The organism is Streptomyces sp. NBC_01515, from assembly GCF_045040345.1.
Lineage (GTDB): Bacteria > Actinomycetota > Actinomycetes > Streptomycetales > Streptomycetaceae > Streptomyces.
Window position 1 is genome coordinate 315,445 of sequence record NZ_CP109416.1, and the last position, 17,257, is coordinate 332,701.

The window sequence follows — 17,257 nt, forward strand, 5'->3', positions numbered from 1 at the left end:
GTGGCGTCGGGTCAGCGGCTGCGGGGCGGCGGACGGGTCGGCGGTTGCTAGTTGCCGAACTCCGTGTCGATGAGGTCGAAGAGTTCGTCGTCGGAGGCGGCGTCGAAGTCGACCTCCTCCTCGGCGGGCGGGGTTCCGTTCGCCGTCGACCAGGAGGTCAGGAGGCCCTGCAGCCGGGTGGCCACCTGGGCGCGGGCCGAGTCGTCGGCGGGTGTCTCGGCCAACGTGGCTTCGAGCCTGCTCAGTTCGGCCAGCAGCGGATGCGTTCCGGCCGTTGACTGTGCGGTGGGGTCGAGCCGACCGTGGAGGTACCGCGCGAGGGAGAGCGGCGCCGGGTAGTCGAAGACGACCGTGGCGGGGAGGGAGAGCCCCGTGGCGCCGCGGAGGCGGTTGCGCAGTTCGACCGAGGTGAGCGAGTCGAAGCCGGTGTCCTTGAACGCCGTCTCCGGTCCGACCTGCTCCGGACCGGTGTGTCCGAGGACGATCGCCACCTGGCCGCGTACGAGTGCGAGCAGCAGAGCCTGCTGCTCGGTCGCGGAGAGACCGGCAAGCCGTGCGACCAGTCCGCCGCCGTCACCGCCGCCGGTGCGGGCCTGCTGCCGGCCGGGGCGGACCAGTCCGCGCAGCAGCGGCGGGACTCCCCCGCCGAGCACGGCGTCGGCCCGGACCGCCCGCAGGTCGAGCCTGGCCGGTACGAGGAGGGCGGTGCTGTTGCCGACGCCTGTGTCAAAACTGGCGTCGTCCGCACTGACCCTGAGGGCCGCGTCGAACAACTCCATGCCTTCGGCCGCTGTCAGGGGTTCCACACCGCCCCGGCGCCCGGTCCGGTCCTGGCCGGTCGCCGGAGAGTCGTCGGGGGCAGTGTGCTCCGGGCCGGCGATCTGCTCCCAGGGACTCCAGGCCAGCGACAGAGCGGGCAGGCCCTCGGCACGGCGGCGGTGGGCCACCGCGTCGACGTAGGCGTTGGCCGCCGCGTAGGCGCCGGTACCCGCGCCCAGGAAGACGGACGAGGCGGACGACATGAGAACGAACGCCCTGAGTTGCGGGGCGAGTTCACGGGTCAGCTCGTCCAGGTGCCGGACCGCGGTGGCCTTCGGCTCGAAGACCTGGGCCAGCCGTTCCGGGGTCATCTCGCCGATCAGGCCGACGTCGAAGACACGGGCGGCGTGGACGACCGCGGTCAGCGGGTGCTCGGCAGGTACGGAGGCCAGCAGCGCGGCGACGGCGTCCCGGTCGGTGACGTCGCACGCCACGACCGACACCTCGGCGCCCTCGGCCGTCAACTGCGCCACGAGTTCCGTCGCGCCGTCGGCCTCCGGCCCTCGCCGCCCGGCGAGGACCAGGTGGCGGGCACCGTACTCCGCGACCAGGTGGCGGGCGGTCAGTGCACCGAGCGATCCGGTGCCGCCGGTGACGAGAACCGTGCCATGGAGGTCGAGCGGGATCCGTTCGGGGAGGGAGGCGGCAGGCTGTCCCGGCTGCTGTACCCGCGTACGGACTAGGCGCGGGACGGTCAGCGCCGTACCGACGACCGCCACCTGCGGTTCGCCACTCGCGAGGACGGCGTCCAGGAGAGTGGAACCGAGGGTGACGGGGCCCGGGGTGGCGGAGGCCGTGGAGTCGGGCGCCGCCGGGTCCAGGTCGAGGAGGACGATCCGCTCCGGGTTCTCGGCCTGGGCCGCACGGACCAGGCCCCAGACGGCTGCGCCGGCCGGGTCGGTCGCCGCCGCGTCACCGCCCGCGGGCATCGCGCCACGGGTCACGACGACGAGCCGGGAACTCTCCAGTGTCTCGTCGGCCAGCCACGCCTGCGTCACCGCCAGGACACGCGAGACCACGGCCGGCAGGGCTCCCTCGTCCTCGCCGCTCGCGACACCGGCCCCACCGGCGATGGCCTCCAGGACCACCGCCGATGGCACGTCCGCCCCGCCGGTCAGAGCTGCCAGGTCCTCCGGGGTGGCTACGGTCACCGGGTGCTCCTCCGAGGCCACAACCGCCCCGGCACCCTGCAACGGCAGCTCTGAGAGCGTGGTCCACTCGACGCGGAAGAGCCCGGGCCCGCCGTCGCTCGCGGTGCCCGCTGCGGCCTCCAACTGGGCCGCGGACACCGGTCGGAGCGCGACGGAGTCGGCCGACAGGACCGACCCGCCCGTCTCGTCGACGGCGGTCAGCGACAGCGCGTCCGGCCCCTGCGGCGCGATCCGCACCCGCAGCGCCGTGGCGCCGACGGCGTGCAGCGTCAGCCCACGCCACTCAAGCGGCTGCCATGTCCGCTCGCGGTCTTCCGGCGTGGCGCCCGACAGCAGCACCGGGTGCAGGGCGGCGTCCAGCAGGGCGGGGTGGATGCCGAACCTGGTGGCGCTGTCGCGCTGGTCCTCCGGCAGGGCGATCTCGGCGAAGACCTCCTCGCCACGCCGCCACACCGCACGCAGGCCCTGGAACACCGGGCCGTGCTCGTAGCCATGGGCGACCAGGTCGGCGTGCAGGCCTTCCACGTCGACTTTCTGGGCCCCGGGCGGGGGCCAGGTGGCGAAGTCGGCCCGTGTGCTGACGGCCGGCTTGGTCACCGCCCCGAGGACACCGGTGGCGTGGCGGACCCATGCCTCACCGTCAGTTGAGTCGGCCTCCGCGCCTTCACGGGCCGAGTAGATGTCGACGCTCCGTGTGCCGTTCTCGCCCGGTCCACCGACTGCGACCTGGACGCGGACACCGCCGTGGGCGGGGACGACCAGGGGCACCTCGATGACCAGCTCTTCGAGCGTGCCGCAGCCGACCTCGTCACCGGCCCGTACCGCCAGCTCGACCAGTCCAGCGCCGGGGACGAGGACGACCCCGTCGACGGCATGGTCCGCGAGCCAGGCGTGCGTACGCAGGGAGAGACGAGAAGTGAAGACCAGGCCGTTGGAGTGCGGAAGTCGCACCACCGCACCGAGCAGCGGATGGTCGGCCTTGCCCTGCCCGAGGGAGGCCGCGTCCGTGCTGACGCCGGGCCGGAGCCAGTAGTGCTGGTGGTCGAAGGCATACGTCGGCAGGTCGAGGTGCGAAGCACCCGCAACCGGCAACACCTTCGCCCAGTCGACGGAGCCACCGTGGACGAAGACCTCGGCCGTCGCCGTGAGGAGGGTCTGCACCTCCGGACGGCCGTCCCGCAGAGCCGCGACACACGTTGCCCGTTCGCCGGCCGACTCCATCACCACACTCGACAGAGCCGCGCCCGGGCCGAGTTCAACGAAAACGACATCTCCGTCGCCGGCCGCCGACGCCACACCGTCGGCGAAACGCACCGGACGACGCACGTGATCCACCCAGTACTGCGGGTCGGTGAGCTGCCCCGGCCCGGCAAACCGCCCGGTCACGTTGGACACCACCGGGAACTCCGGCTCCAACCACGACACTTGAGACAAGGTGTGCGCGAACTCGTCGAGCATCGGCTCCATCAAAACCGAATGGAAAGCATGCGAGACGCCCAGCCGCTTCGTCTTACGACCCTGCTCCCCGAGCTTCCCCGCCACCGCCAACACGGCGTCCTCGACACCCGAAAGCACCACGGACTCAGGGCCGTTGACCGCCGCCAGGCCCACGCCCTCGCCCAGCAGCCCGGCGACCTCCGCCTCCGACGCCGCCACCGCCACCATCGCGCCACCCGACGGGAGCGCCTCCATCAACCGGCCCCGCGCGGCCACCACCACCGCCGCATCCGCCAGCGACAGGACACCGGCGACATGCGCCGCCACGATCTCACCGATCGAGTGACCCATCACCGCATCCGGCCGCACACCCCACGACTCCACCAGCCGGAACAACGCCGTCTCCACAGCGAACAACCCCGCCTGCGTAAACACCGTCCGACTCAAATCACCCGCTTCACCCAGGACGACGTCCCTGACCGGATACTCCACCCACCCCGACAACTGACCGTCCAGCGCCGCACACGCCTCATCGAAGGCCTCCGCGAACACCGGATAGCGCGCATACAACTCACGCCCCATGCCGACCCGCTGCGAACCCTGACCCGGAAACACCACCACCGTACGAACAGCCGAAGCCCGGTTGCCTGTCACCACCCCGTCGGCCGACTCGCCCCGCGCCAGCGCGCCGAACCCGGCAAGCGCGTCCTCACGCGATCCGGCAACCACCACCGCACGCTCGGACAGCAGCGCGCGCTCCCCGATCAGCGCCCCCGCGATCTCCGGCAGGGTCGCATCATCAGCGGTTCCGATGAACGACGCCAGTCGCTCGGCCTGGCCCGCCAGCGCACCGGCGCTCTTCGCCGATACGACCAGGGGCACCGCACCCCCGGTCGGCGCTTCGGCCGGTTCGGTGGAGTCGTCCTGCGGCGCCTGCTCCAGGATCAGGTGCGCGTTGGTCCCGCTGAGCCCGAAGGAGGAGACACCCGCCCGGCGCGGTCGGCCGGTTTCGGGCCACGCCCGCGCCTCGGTGAGCAGTTCGACCGCGCCCGCCGTCCAGTCCACCTGCGACGACGGAACGTCCACGTGCAGGGTGGGCGGCATCACGCCGTGCCGCATTGCCTCCACCGTTTTGATGACGCCTGCGACACCCGAGGCCGCCTGGGTGTGGCCGATGTTCGACTTCAGCGAGCCCAGCCAGAGCGGACGCTCCGGATCGCGATCCCGCCCGTACGTGGCCAGCAGCGCCTGCGCCTCGATCGGGTCGCCCAGGACCGTGCCGGTGCCGTGTCCCTCGACCATGTCGATGTCCGACGTGGACAGGCCGACCGCGGCCAGCGCCTTGCGGATCACCCGCTGCTGGGACGGGCCGTTCGGGGCCGTCAGACCGTTGGAAGCGCCGTCCTGGTTCACCGCGGAACCCCGTACGACCGCCAGCACCCGGTGCCCGTTCCTGCGCGCCTCCGACAGACGCTCCAGTACGACCACGCCCGCACCCTCGGCCCAGCCCGTACCGTCCGCCGCGTCCGCGTACGACTTGCACCGGCCGTCGACCGCCAGACCCCGCTGCCGCGAGAACTGAACAAAGGCCCCGGGGCTGGTCATGACGGCCGCGCCGCTGGCGAGGGCGAGCGAGCACTCCCCCTGGCGGAGCGACTGCGAGGCCAGGTGGATGGCGACGAGGGAGGACGAGCAGGCCGTGTCGACGGTCACCGCCGGGCCCTCGAACCCGAACACGTACGACACACGCCCCGACGCCACGCTGGTGCCGGCACCGGTCGTGACGAAGCCCTCCAGTTCGGCGGGCACGTCGCTGCCCGAACCGTAGCCCTGGCCCATCAGGCCGGAGAACACCCCGACATCCCGGCCCTTCAGCGTCCCCGGGGCGATACCGGCGCGCTCCAGCGCCTCCCACGACGTCTCCAGCAACAACCGCTGCTGCGGGTCCATCGCGAGGGCCTCACGCGGCGAGATCCCGAAGAATCCCGCGTCGAACAGACCGGCCCCCTGCAGGAACCCGCCCTGGTCGGCGTACGACGTACCCGCCTTGCCCGGATCCGCGTCGAACAGACCCTCAAGGTCCCAGCCACGGTCCTCCGGGAAGCCCGACACCGCGTCCCGGCCTTCGCTGACCAGCCGCCACAGGTCCTCGGGGCTCGCCACTCCGCCCGGCAGGCGGCACGCCATGCCCACGATCGCGATCGGCTCACCGGGATCGGCCGGTGCCGCCGCGGGCGCGGCGGGCGATGCCGGGGCCGCGGTCTCCGGCGATACGCCGAGCTCATCGTGCAGATGGCGGGCGAGCGCGAGCGGCGTCGGGTGGTCGAAGACGACGGTGGCGGCGAGCTTGAGGCCGGTGGCCTCGCGGAGCCGGTTGCGCAGGTCGACCGAGGTGAGCGAGTCGAATCCGGTCTCGCGGAAGGCGGTCTCGACCGGCACTCCGTCGGGTCCGGCGTGGCCGAGGACGGTCGCCGCGTGCGTGCGGACGAGGTCGAGGAGCAGTACTTCCTGCTCGTCGGCCGTCAGTCCGGCGAGCCGAGCGACGAGGCCACCGGTGCCGTCGCCCTCGGCGGCAGGGCGGGCGGTCTGCCGGGTGACCCGTATCAGACCCCGCAACAGTGGCTGGACCGCGCCGCCGGCGGTCGCGTCGGCGCGCATCGACCGTAGGTCGAGCTTGATCGGGACCAGCAGGGGCTCGCCGTTGCGCAGTGCGGCGTCGAACAGGTCCAGGCCCTCGGCCGACGTCAGGGCCCGACTCCGGCTCCGGCTGACGCGCGACCCGTCGGTGTCGTCCAGGTGGGCGGTCATTGCGGTGGCCTGCTCCCACAGGCCCCAAGCCAGCGACTGGCCGGGCAGACCGTCCGAGCGGCGCCGGTGCGCCACGGCGTCGAGGTAGGCGTTCGCCGCGGCGTAGTTGCCCTGGCCCGCCGAGCCGAACACTCCGGCGGCGGACGAGAAGACCACGAACGCCTTGAGTTCCGGGGCGAGTTCACGGGTGAGTTCGTCCAGATGCCGTACGGCCGTGACCTTCGGCCCGAACACGTGGGCCAGCCGCTCCGGCGTCAGCGCTCCGATCACCCCGTCGTCCAGGACACCGGCCGCGTGCAGGACCCCGGTCAGCGGATGCTCCGCCGGTACCGCTGCCAACAGCTCGGACACGGCGTCCCTGTCCGTGACGTCACAGGCGACGACCGTCACGGATGCGCCCAACTCCGCCAGATCGGCCGTCAGTTCGGCGACATTCTCGGCGTCGGGACCGCGCCGTCCGGCCAACAGGAGATGCCGTACGCCGTGTTCCGCGACCAGTCGCCGGGCCACCAGGCCGCCGAGTGTGCCCGTGCCTCCGGTGATCAGCACCGTTCCGTCCGGTGCGAAGGTGACGGGGGTGCCGGAGCCGGGGCCGGAGCGGGCGATCCGGGGGGCGAAGAGTGCAATGCCGCGCACGGCGACCTGGGGCTCACCGGTCGCGAGGACGGCGGCCAGCACCGGTTCGACGTCGGTACCGGGTGCGGCATCGGTGTCGAGGAGCACGAGCCGGTCCGGGTGCTCGGCCTGGGCCACTCGTATCAGGCCCCAGACGGCGGCGCCGGCCGGGTCCGCGACGCCGGCCGCGTAGTCACCTGCGGGCACCGCACCATGGGTGACCACGATCAGCGTGGCGTCGTCCAGGCCAGGTGCGGCCAGCCACGCCTGGACGACCTCCAGAACACGACCGGTCAGGGCGAGCGCCTCGTCGTCGTCCGAACTGTCACCGGCAGCGTCCAGGACGACGACCGGCGGAATGCCCGCACCGTTGTTCAGCATGGCGACGTGATCCGGGGAGGCCACGGGCACCCAGGCGGGCGGCAGTTCCATGCCCGGGGCCGCGCTGCCGGGCAGCTCGGTCCACTCCACCTGGAAGAGGGCGTCGCGGCTGTCGTCAGCGGTCGTCCGACCCAGTTGCCCAACCGGCACAGGCCGGGAGACCAGCGACTGCAGACTGAGCACCGGACCGCCGGTCCCATCCGCGGCTTCGAGAGAAAGCGTGTGAGCGGCAGACCGCATCAGACGCACCCGCAGCGCGGAGGCACCCGCGGCATGCAGACGCAACCCACTCCAACCGAACGGCAGATGCACCCCTGCCTCGGCATCAGCACGACCCTCACCCGCCGGATCCGCAAGCGCCACATCCAGCATCACCGGATGCAACGCCGCATCCAGCAAAGCCGGATGAATACCGAACCGGGCAGCACTGTCCCGCTGTTCCTCCGGCAAGGCGACCTCGGCGAACAGCTCCTCACCACGCCGCCACACCGCCCGCACACCCTGAAAGACCGGGCCGTAGCCATAACCCGCCGCCGCCAGCAGGTCGTAGCCGCCCGCTACCGGGACCTGCTCGGCGCCGGAAGGCGGCCAGGCGGTGAAGTCGAAGCCGGGGGCGGGAGCGGCGACCGCCGTGAGGGTGCCGGTGGCGTGGCGGGTCCAGGCCTCGGTAGCGGTGTCGCCGGTGATGTCCTCACGGGTCGAGTAGACGGCGACGGTACGGGTTCCGGTCTCGTCCGGTCCGCCGACGGTGACCTGAACGCGGACACCGCCCTGCTCGGGCAGGACGAGGGGCGCCTCGATGACCAGTTCCTCAAGCGTGCCGCAGCCGACCTCGTCACCCGCACGAACAGCCAACTCCACCAGCCCGGTACCGGGCACGAGGACGGCGTCGCCCACAGCATGGTCACCCAGCCAGGGATGGGTACGCAGCGACAAACGGGAAGTGCAGAGCACCCCACCGGTCTCCGGCACCACCACGACAGCACCGATCATGGGGTGATCAGCAGTGGCCTGCCCAAGCGCAACAGCATCAGTCGCGGGAACGGTCTGCAACCAGTAGTGCTGGTGGTCGAAGGCATACGTCGGCAGGTCGAGATGCATCGTGCCGCCGGACTCCTCCGGCAGGACGCCGGTCCAGTCGACGGGCACGCCCCGCACGAACAGTTCGGCCATCGAGGTCAGCAGCCGACGCAGACCGCCCTCGTCACGGCGCAGGGAGCCACTCACCACAGCATCGGCGTCCGCCTGATCGACGATCTCGCTGACCGGCTGGACCAGGACGGGGTGGGCACTCGACTCCACGAACACCGTGTGACCCTCAGCCAGGAGGTCGGCGATCGCGGGACCGAAGCGGACCTGACCGCGCAGGTTCCGATACCAGTAACCGCCGTCGAGAACACCCGCCTCGCGGACCCACTCACCGGTCACCGTCGACAGGAACGGCACGAGAGGCGCCTGCGCACGAATGTCCGCGAAAGCGGTGGCCAACGTCTCCTCGATCGCCTCCACATGCCGGGTGTGGGAGGCGTAGTCCACCGCCACCCGACGCACCCGCACACCATCCGCCGCCAGGACATCGAGGGCCTCGTCGAGGGCCTCGGCATCACCGGCGATCACGACGGACGCCGGACCGTTGACCGCCGCCAACTCAACCCGGCCCGCCCAGCGTTCCAACCGCCCGGCGACCTCTTCCTCCGGAAGTGCCACCGAGGCCATGCCCCCACGACCCGCCAGACTCCCGGCGATGACCTGACTGCGCACGGCCACGATGCGGGCCGCGTCCTCCAGCGATAGAGCCCCGGACACGCACGCGGCAGCGATCTCCCCCTGCGAGTGACCCACCACCGCATCCGGCACCACACCCACGGACGCCCACACCGCAGCCAGACCCACCATCACAGCGAAACTCGCCGGCTGCACCACATCGACGCGCTCAAGGAGTTCAGCCGGAGCGTCACCCCGCAGCACATCCACGAGCGACCAGTCCACCCAACGCCCCAGCACCGCGGCGCACTCGGCAATCCGCTCCGCGAACACCGGCGAGGAATCAAGGAGTTCACGACCCATACCGGTCCACTGCGAACCCTGACCCGGGAACACCAACACCGTCCGACCAGTCCCCGCACCACCGCTACCGGTGACAACGAGAGGACTCGACTCCCCCCGAGCCAGCGCACGCAGCCCCGCCAACGCCTCATCCCGCGAACCAGCCGCCACCACCGCCCGCTCGGACAGCACCGCCCGTCGCGAGGTGAGCGCTGTCGCGAGCTGCGGCAGCGTCGTACCGTTCTCGGCCTCGATGAAAGTCGCCAGCCGCTCGGCCTGGCCCGCCAGCGCACCGGCGCTCCGCGCCGACACCACCAGCGGCGCCATGCCCTCGGCCGGGACCGACGTCGGCTCGGAGTCCTCCTCCGGCGCCTGCTCCAGGATCAGGTGGGCGTTCGTCCCGCTGAGCCCGAAGGACGAGACGCCCGCCCGGCGCGGCCTGCCTGTGGCCGGCCACTCCCGCGCCTCCGTCAGCAACTCGACCGCACCCTCCGACCAGTCCACCTGCGGTGTCGGCTCCTCGACGTGCAGCGTGGGCGGCAGAACGCCGTGCCGCAGCGCCTCCACCATCTTGATCACACCGGCCACGCCGGCGGCTGCCTGGGTGTGACCGAAGTTCGACTTGACGGAGCCCAGCCACAGCGGGCTCTCCGGATCCCGGTCCCGGCCGTACGTGGCGAGCAGGGCCTGTGCCTCGATGGGATCGCCGAGTACCGTGCCCGTGCCGTGCGCCTCCACCACGTCCACCTCGGCCGCCGACAGGCCGGCCGACGCGAGGGCCTTGCGGATGACGCGCTGCTGGGAGGGGCCGTTGGGCGCCGTCAGGCCGTTCGACGCGCCGTCCTGGTTGACCGCCGAACCCCGTACGACCGCGAGCACTTGGTGACCGTTGCGGCGCGCCTCAGACAGCCGCTCCAGGACCACGACGCCCACGCCCTCGGCCCAGCCCGTACCGTCGGCGGTCGAGGAGAAGGGCTTGCACCTGCCGTCGGCAGCGAGCGCCTTCTGCCGCGAGAACTCGACGAAAGTGTGCGGGGTCGCCATCACGGTCGCGCCGCTGGCCACGGCAAGAGTGCATTCGCCCTGGCGCAGCGACTGCGCCGCCAGGTGCATGGCCACGAGTGAGGACGAGCAGGCCGTGTCGACGGTCACCGCCGGTCCCTCGAACCCGAACACGTACGAGATGCGGCCCGAGGCAACGCTCATCGCGGAGCCGGTCGCCGTGAAGCCGCTCAGCTCCGGCGCAATGACGCCGCCGATGCCGTATCCCTGGTTCATGACGCCTGAGAAGACCCCGACCTCCCGGCCCTTGAACGCCGCCGGGTCGATGCCGGCCCGCTCCAGGGCCTCCCACGAGGTCTCCAGCAACAGCCGCTGCTGCGGGTCCATGGCCAGCGCCTCGCGCGGCGAGATCCCGAAGAAGCCGGCGTCGAACTGCCCAGCTCCGTAGAGGAATCCGCCTTGGTCGACGTAGGACGTACCGGCCTGGTCCGGGTCCGAGTCGAACAAGTCCTCGACGTCCCAGCCTCGGTCATCCGGGAAGCCGGAGATCGCGTCCCGGCCCTCCGACACCAGCCGCCACAGGTCGTCCGGGGTCACGACTCCGCCGGGCAGGCGGCATGCCATGCCGACGATGGCGATGGGTTCGTCGGGGTTGACCGCCAGTCCCGTGGGGACGGCCGCGGCGCCGGCCACCGTGTCGCCGAGTTCCTCGGCCAGGTGGCGGGCGAGCGCCAGTGGGGTCGGGTAGTCGAAGACGACGGTGGCGGTCAGCTTGAGGCCGGTGGCCTCGCGGAGGCGGTTGCGCAGTTCGACCGAGGTGAGCGAGTCGAAGCCGGCGTCCTTGAACGCCGTCTCCGCTCCGACGTTCGCGACCCCGGTGTGGCCGAGGACGTTCGCCACATGACCGCGGACCAGGTCGAGCAGCAGTGCCTCCTGCTCGTCGGGCGCGAGCCCGATGAGCCGGGCGGCGAGCCCGCCACCGCTCTTCCCTGCCGCCGCCCGTGCCTGCCGTCGGCCGGTGTGCACCAGGCCGCGCAGCAGGGTCGGGACACCACGGCCCGCCGCCGCGTCGGCACGCAACGCCCGCAGGTCCAGCTTGATCGGCACCGCCAGGGCGGTGGGGCTCCGCAGAGCCGCGTCGAACAGCCGCATGCCCTCGGCGGGAGCGATGGCCAGCCAGCCACCACGGCTCATGCGTGCCTGGTCGGCTGCGTCGAGATGGGCGGTCATGCCGCTGGTCTGCTCCCACAGGCCCCAGGCGAGTGAGGTGCCCGGCAGGCCCGCCGCCCGGCGCCTGTGGGCGATTGCGTCCAGGTAGGCATTCGCCGCCGCGTAGTTGCCCTGACCCGCCGAACCGAACAACCCGGACGCGGAAGAGAACACCGCGAACATCGACAGGTCCAAGTCCCGGGTCAGCTCGTCCAGATGACGTACAGCCGCCACCTTCGGCCCGAACACAAACGCCAACCGCTCCGGCGTCAGCGCCCCGATCACCCCGTCGTCCAACACACCAGCCGTATGCACAACCCCGGTCAGTGGGTGCCGCACCGACACAGAACCCAGGAGCGCGGCCACCGCATCCCGGTCGGCGACGTCACACGCCGCCACCCGCACCGACTCCGCACCCAACTCCCGCAACTCGGCAACCAGTTCCGTCGCGCCCTCGGCCTCCGGACCACGCCGACTCGCCAACACCAGATGACGAGCGCCGTATGCGGTGACGAGGTGCCGGGCCACCACAGCACCCAGCGATCCCGTGCCACCGGTCACCAGCACCGTCCCCTCCGCATCAAGGGGTTTCGGAACGCTCAGCACTATCTTGCCGATGTGCTGGGCCTGGCTCATGTAACGGAACGCGTCCGGTGCACTGCGCACGTCCCATGCGGTACGCGGAAGCGGGGCAAGGTCTCCCGCTTCGAACAGTCCCATCAGTTCGGTGAGCATCTGCTGGATGCGGTCAGGACCGGCCTCAATCAGGTCGAATGCCTGGTAGGCGACCCCTGGGTACGTCCTGGCGACGGTGTCGGCATCCCGGATATCGGTTTTGCCCATCTCGATGAACCTGCCGCCGCGGGGCAGCAGCCGCAGCGAGGCGTCCACGAGCTCCCCGGCCAGGCAGTCCAGAACCACATCCATTCCGGCACCCGAGGTCCCGGTCAGGAAGTGTTCCTCGAACTCCGCCGTCCGCGAGGAGGCAATGCAGGTGTCGTCGAAACCCAGTTCTCGCAGCACCGCCCATTTGCCGGGGCTCGCCGTACCGAACACCTTGGCCCCCAGGTGCCGGGCTATCTGTGTCGCGGCCATGCCTACGCCGCCGGCGGCAGCGTGGATCAGCACCGACTCGCCCGACCGCAGGCCGCCGAGATCACGCAGGCCGTAATAGGCGGTGAGGAACACTACGGGGACCGATGCCGCCTGCTGAAAGGACCAGCCCTCGGGTATCGGGACGACATACCGCCGGTCGGTGACAGCGATCGATCCGAACCCGACGCTTGTCAGGCCCATCACCCGGTCGCCGACGGCCAGATCCGTCACACCCTCGCCGACTTCCAGCACGACCCCAGCGCCTTCGCCACCCAGCTCGGCAGCACCCGGGTACATGCCCAACGCGATCAGAACATCGCGGAAGTTGATGCCCAACGCCCGCAGGCCAACGCGAACTTGACCTGCGGCCAAGGGCGCCGCGGCACCGGGCTCAGGCAGGAGAGCAAGGTTGTCGAGCGTGCCACCCCCTGTGGCGCCCAACCGCCACTCAAGTGCCTCTTCGGGTACCTGCAAGATCCGCTCACTGGCATGGACGAACCGCGGCACGGACAACGTCGTGCCGCGGACGGCGAGTTGCGGCTCACCGATGGCCAACGCCTGTCCCAGGGCCGTGGTGAACGCGTCGTCGGCGGCCGGGTCCAGATCAAGCAGGACGATCCGGTCCGGATTCTCGGCCTGAGCCGTGCGAATGAGACCCCAGACAGCCGCCGCCGCCAGGTCGACAACATCAGCGTCAGGACCGGCAGGAACAGCACCCCGAGTCACCACCACCAGAGGCGAGTCCTCGAAGACCTCTTCCGCCAACCAAGCCTGCACGACACCCAACACCCTGCCCGTCAGCGCGAGCACCTCACCGGCACCGTCACCCCCGCCACCGAAGGCCTCCACAACGCCCACGGCCGGAACATCGGCAGCCAAGGCAGCCACCTCCTCGGCCGACCCCACCGCAGCCCAGGAAGGCTCCGACTCCGCGACCTCCCGAGGCATCGCCGCCAACTCGGTCCACTCCACCTCGAACAGGGCGTCGCGGCTGTCGTCAGCGGTCGTCCGACCCAGTTGCCCGACCGGCACAGGCCGGGAGACCAGCGACTGCAGACTGAGCACCGGACCGCCGGTCCCATCCGCAGCTTCGAGAGAAAGCGTGTGAGCGGCAGACCGCATCAGACGCACCCGCAGCGCGGAGGCACCCGCGGCATGCAGACGCAACCCACTCCAACCGAACGGCAGATGCACGCCCTCCCCGGCATCGGCACGACCCTCACCCGCCGGATCCGCAAGCGCCACATCCAGCATCACCGGATGCAACGCCGCATCCAGCAAAGCCGGATGAATACCGAACCGAGCAGCACCGTCCCGCTCCTCGTCCGGCAAAGCGACCTCGGCAAACAACTCCTCACCACGCCGCCACACCGCACGCACACCCCGGAAGACCGGGCCGTAGCCATAACCCGCCGCCGCCAACAGGTCATAGACACCCTCGACCTCAACCTGCTCGGCGCCGGGGGGCGGCCAGGCGGTGAAGTCGAAGCCGGGGCCGGGAGCGGCGGTCGCCGTGAGGGTGCCGGTGGCGTGGCGGGTCCAGGCGTCGCTGTCGTGGTCCTCGACGACGTCTTCTGATGCCGAGTAGATGGCGACGCTCCGGGCTCCGGTCTCGTCCGGTCCCCCGACGCTGATCAGCACGCGGACGCCACCTTGCTCGGGCAGGACGAGGGGCGCCTCGATGACCAGCTCGTCGAGTGTGCCGCAGCCGACCTCGTCACCCGCACGAACAGCCAACTCCACCAGCCCGGTACCGGGCATGAGCACGGTGTCGCCCACGGCATGGTCGGCCAACCAAGGGTGGGTACGCAGCGACAGACGGGAAGTGCAGAGCACCCCACCGGTCTCCGGCACCACCACGACAGCACCGATCATGGGGTGATCAGCAGTGGCCTGCCCAAGCGCAACAGCATCAGTCGCGGGAACGGTCTGCAACCAGTAGTGCTGGTGGTCGAAGGCATACGTCGGCAGGTCGAGGTGCGAAGCACCCGCAACCGGCAGCATGCCCGCCCAGTCGACCGACCCACCGCGAACAAAGACCTCGGCCGTCGCCGTGAGGAGGGTCTGCGCCTCCGGACGCCCGTCCCGCAGAGCCGCGACACACGTTGCCCGTTCGCCGGCCGACTCGGCCACCACACTCGACAAGGCCGCACCCGGGCCGAGTTCAACGAAGACGACATCTCCGTCACCGGCTGCGGCCGTCACGCCGTCGGCGAAACGCACCGGACGACGTACGTGATCGACCCAGTACTGCGGGTCGGTGAGCTGCCCCGGCTCAGCAAGCCACCCGGTCACGTTCGACACCACCGGGAACTCCGGCTCCGACCACGACACTCGGGACAGCACAGCGGCGAACTCGTCAAGCATCGGCTCCATCAGAACCGAATGGAAAGCATGCGAGACAGTCAGCCGCTTCGTCTTACGACCCTGCTCCCCGAGCTTCCCCGCCACCGCCAACACGGCGTCCTCGACACCCGAAAGGACAACGGACGCAGGGCCGTTGACCGCCGCCAGACCCACGCCCTCACCCAGCAGCCCGGCAACCTCCGCCTCCGACGCGGCCACCGCGACCATCGCGCCACCCGACGGGAGTGCCTCCATCAACCGGCCACGCGCGGCCACCACCACCGCCGCATCCGCCAGCGACAGGACACCGGCGACATGCGCCGCGGTGATTTCGCCGATGGAGTGGCCCATCACCGCATCCGGCTTCACACCCCACGACTCCACCAGCCGGAACAACGCCGTCTCCACAGCGAACAACCCCGCCTGCGTAAACACCGTCCGACTCAAATCACCCGCTTCACCCAGGACGACGTCCCGGACCGGAAACTCCACCCACCCCGACAACTCCCCGTCCAGCGCCGCACACGCCGCATCGAACGCCTCCGCGAACACCGGATACCGGCCATACAACTCACGACCCATACCGACCCGCTGCGAACCCTGACCCGGAAACACCACCACCGTACGAACCGAACCGCCGGCACTCCCCCTGACCACAACAGGACTCAACTCACCCTGCGCCAGCGCACCCAGCCCGGCCAACGCCTCCCCACGCGAAGCAGCGACCACCACCGCACGCTCCGACAACACCGCCCGCTGAGCGACCAACGCACCCGCCACAGCGCCCAACGACACCTCCTCGGCAGCGAGGAATGCCGCCAGCCGCTCCGCCTGGCCCGCCAGGGACTCGGCACTCTTCGCGGACACCACCAACGGCACCACAACGTCATCGGTGCCGACCGGCCCCGGCTCCGCGGGCTCCGTCTCCGGTGCCTGCTCCAGGATGATGTGCGCGTTCGTCCCGCTCACACCGAAGGACGACACACCGGCCCGGCGCGGCCGTTCCACCTCCGGCCAGGGCTGGGGCCGCTCAAGGAGCTGGACCGCGCCGGTCGACCAGTCCACCTCCGAGGACGGGGCATCGACATGCAGCGTGGGCGGCATTACCCCATGCCGCAGCGCCTGCACCATCTTGATCACACCGGAAACACCCGCAGCCGCCTGCGTGTGACCGACGTTGGACTTCAACGAACCCAGCCACAACGGCCGTTCGACAGGCCGGTCCTGACCATAAGTCGCCAGCAGCGCCTGCGCCTCGATCGGATCGCCCAGCACCGTGCCCGTGCCGTGTCCCTCGACCACGTCCACGTCCGACGTCGACAGACCGGCGTTGGCGAGCGCCATGCGGATGACGCGTTGCTGCGAAAGACCGTTCGGCGCCGTCAGGCCGTTGGACGCACCGTCCTGATTCACCGCGGAACCCCGTACGACCGCCAGGATCCGGTGGCCTCGCTCCTGTGCCCGCGAGAGCCGTTCCAGGACGACGACACCGGCGCCCTCGGCCCAGCCCGTGCCGTCGGCCGCATCCGCGTACGACTTGCACCGGCCGTCGGAGGCGAGCCCGCGCTGCCGCGAGAACTCCACGAACGTGTGCGGGGTCGCCATCACGGTCGAACCGCCGGCCAGGGCGAGCGAGCACTCACCCCGGCGCAGCGCCTGAGCGGCGAGGTGGAGGGCGACCAGCGAGGAGGAACACGCCGTGTCCACGGTCACCGCCGGGCCCTCGAAGCCGAACACGTACGAGATACGGCCGGACGCCACGCTGCCGGCCGCACCCGTCCCGGCGAAGCCCTCCAGCTCCGGCGGAACGTTGCCGCCGAAGAAGTAGTCGACGCCCATGATGCCGTTGAAGACGCCGACATCGGTGCCCTTGATCGAGCCGGGGGCGATTCCGGCCCGCTCCAGGGCCTCCCACGAGGTCTCCAGAAGCAGCCGCTGCTGCGGGTCCATCGCGAGGGCCTCACGCGGCGAGATCCCGAAGAATCCAGCGTCGAACTCCCCGGCCTCGTACAGGAATCCGCCCTGGTTCACGTACGACGTGCCGGCCTTGTCCGGGTCCGAGTCGAACAGGCCGTCCAGGTCCCAGCCACGGTCCTCCGGGAAGCCGGTGACACCGTCCCGTCCCTCGCTGACGAGCCGCCACAGGTCCTCGGGGTTGGTCACACCGCCCGGCAGACGGCACGCCATGCCCACGATCGCGATCGGCTCGTCCGCACTGTGCGCCACCTGCTGCCGCAGGTCGTGCAGCTCGGCCGTCACACGCTTGAGGTACTTGAGGAGTTTCTCGTCCGTGGCCATCTTCGGTTTCCTCACCGGGTGTTGGGGAGCGGCAGTCAGTGAAGGCGTGG

At 70.9% G+C, this 17,257-nt stretch carries 1 protein-coding gene; it reads right to left on the reverse strand.

Features of this window, described 5'->3' with window-relative positions; translation table 11 throughout:
* Positions 1–47 precede the first annotated feature (47 nt).
* Positions 48–17,207: an SDR family NAD(P)-dependent oxidoreductase gene (locus tag OG407_RS01280; RefSeq protein ID WP_405854124.1), complete on the reverse strand. Its 17,160-nt coding sequence runs from the start codon at positions 17,205–17,207 to the stop codon at positions 48–50.
* Between the last annotated feature and the right edge of the window lie 50 nt (positions 17,208–17,257).

Excerpts from the sequence above, each read along its gene's own strand:
- OG407_RS01280 (WP_405854124.1), bottom strand. The coding sequence starts at position 17,207 with ATGGCCACGGACGAGAAACTCCTCAAGTACCTCAAGCGTGTGACGGCC.